Source organism: Streptomyces sp. NPDC005899 (assembly GCF_040629645.1).
GTDB lineage: Bacteria > Actinomycetota > Actinomycetes > Streptomycetales > Streptomycetaceae > Streptomyces.
Window position 1 is genome coordinate 1 of sequence record NZ_JBEXWB010000653.1, and the last position, 1656, is coordinate 1656.

Here is a 1656-nt window from a genome sequence, read left to right on the forward strand (position 1 = left end):
TCCGTGTCCGGCGCGGTGCAGCTGAGCCCGAGGAGACCGCGCGCGTCGCCCGCGCGGACGCCCCTCCTACGCGGACGAGCTCTCCCCGCGGGAGAGGGAGGTCGGTGAACTGGCGGCCGGCGGCCTGACCAACCGGGAGATCGCGGCGACGCTGCACCTGTCGCACCGCACGGTGGAGCAGCACATCGCCAGCGCCATGCGCAAACTGCGGACCACGTCCCGCACGAGCCTGACGGCCCCTCGGAGCAGCCCCGCACCCCTCGGCGGGGAGGGGGAGTGAGGCATCCGGGGGCCCGCCGCGGCTGCGGACCGGCGGGTTCCCGCGGGTGCCGGGGCGGGACGGCCCGCGGCCGTCCCGTCGCCTTCTGCGAAGGTACGGCGGTACGGGTCGGGCGGCACCGGTTCCCTGACACTGTCGCGGAGCGGTTCCACAGTCAGGAAGGAGGACGCCGATGGCGGACGAGACGGTCGGCATCGTCGGCGCGGGCATCGTGGGCCTGGCGACGGGCCGGGAGATCGCCCTGAGCCGTCCGGGCACCCGGGTCGTGGTGTTCGAGAAGGAGGACCGGGTGGCGGCCCACCAGACCGGCCACAACTCCGGCGTGGTGCACGCCGGCATCTACTATCCGCCGCAGAGCCTGAAGGCCCGCCTCTGCGTGCGGGGCGTCTCCCTGCTGCGCGAGTACTGCCGGGACCGGGCCCTCCCCTACCAGGAGGTCGGCAAGCTCGTCGTCGCCGTGCGCGAGGAGGAACTGGGCCGCATGAACGCGCTCCACGAGCGGGCCCGCGACAACCACGTGCCGGACCTGCGAAGGATCTCCAGGCAGGAGATCCGGGAGATCGAGCCGCACGCGGGCGGCATCGCGGCGCTGCACTCCCCCCGCACCGCGATCACCGACTACGCGGCGATCGCCCGGCGGTTCGCGCAGGACATCGTGTCGAGCGGCGGCGAGGTGCGGCTGGGCTTCGCGGTGTCCTCCCTGACACGGGTGGCCGGCGGCATCGACGTGGCCTCCGCGGGCGAGCGGCTCCGGGTCGACCGGCTGATCCTGTGCGCGGGGCTCCAGTCGGACTCCGTGGCCCGTCTCGCCCGGGACACGCAGGAGCCGCGGATCGTGCCCTTCCGGGGTGAGTACATGCTGCTCAGGCCGGACAGGACCGGCCTGGTGCGCGGATTGGTCTACCCTGTGCCCGACCCCCGCTACCCCTTCCTGGGCGTGCACTTCACGCCCCGGGTGGACGGCTCGGTCGAGGTCGGCCCGAACGCGGTCCTGGCGCTCGCCAAGGAGGGTTACGGACTGTCCGACGTGTCCGTGAGGGACCTCGCGCGGCTCGCCGTCTACCCGGGTACCTGGCGAATGGCCGCCCGGCACTGGAGGACGGGCGTCAAGGAGTACCGCGCGTCGCTGTCCACCCGGGCGTTCATGAGGGCGGCCGCCGACTACGTGCCGGGCGTCGGCGCCTCGGACGTGGTCCGTGGCGGCGCCGGCGTACGGGCCCAGGCGCTCGACCGCGACGGCTCGCTGGTCGACGACTTCCGCATCCACCGCATGGGCCGGGTCACCGCCGTACGCAACGCCCCCTCGCCCGCCGCCACCGCTTCCATGGCGATCGCCGAGTACATCCGGGACGCCGTGTTCGCCGGCGAGGCCGGCT

Annotated in this window: 1 protein-coding gene and 1 pseudogene; both read left to right on the plus strand. The window is 74.1% G+C overall.

The window, feature by feature from the left end; genetic code table 11:
- Nucleotides 1–40: 40 nt before the first annotated feature.
- A pseudogene (locus ABZ371_RS32410) lies at nucleotides 41–280 on the plus strand (helix-turn-helix transcriptional regulator); the annotation flags it as partial.
- Between the two features lie 172 nt (nucleotides 281–452).
- Nucleotides 453–1656, plus strand: a 1204-nt coding sequence (gene lhgO, locus ABZ371_RS32415) for an L-2-hydroxyglutarate oxidase (protein ID WP_358686482.1), incomplete at its 3' end; no start/stop codon positions are given.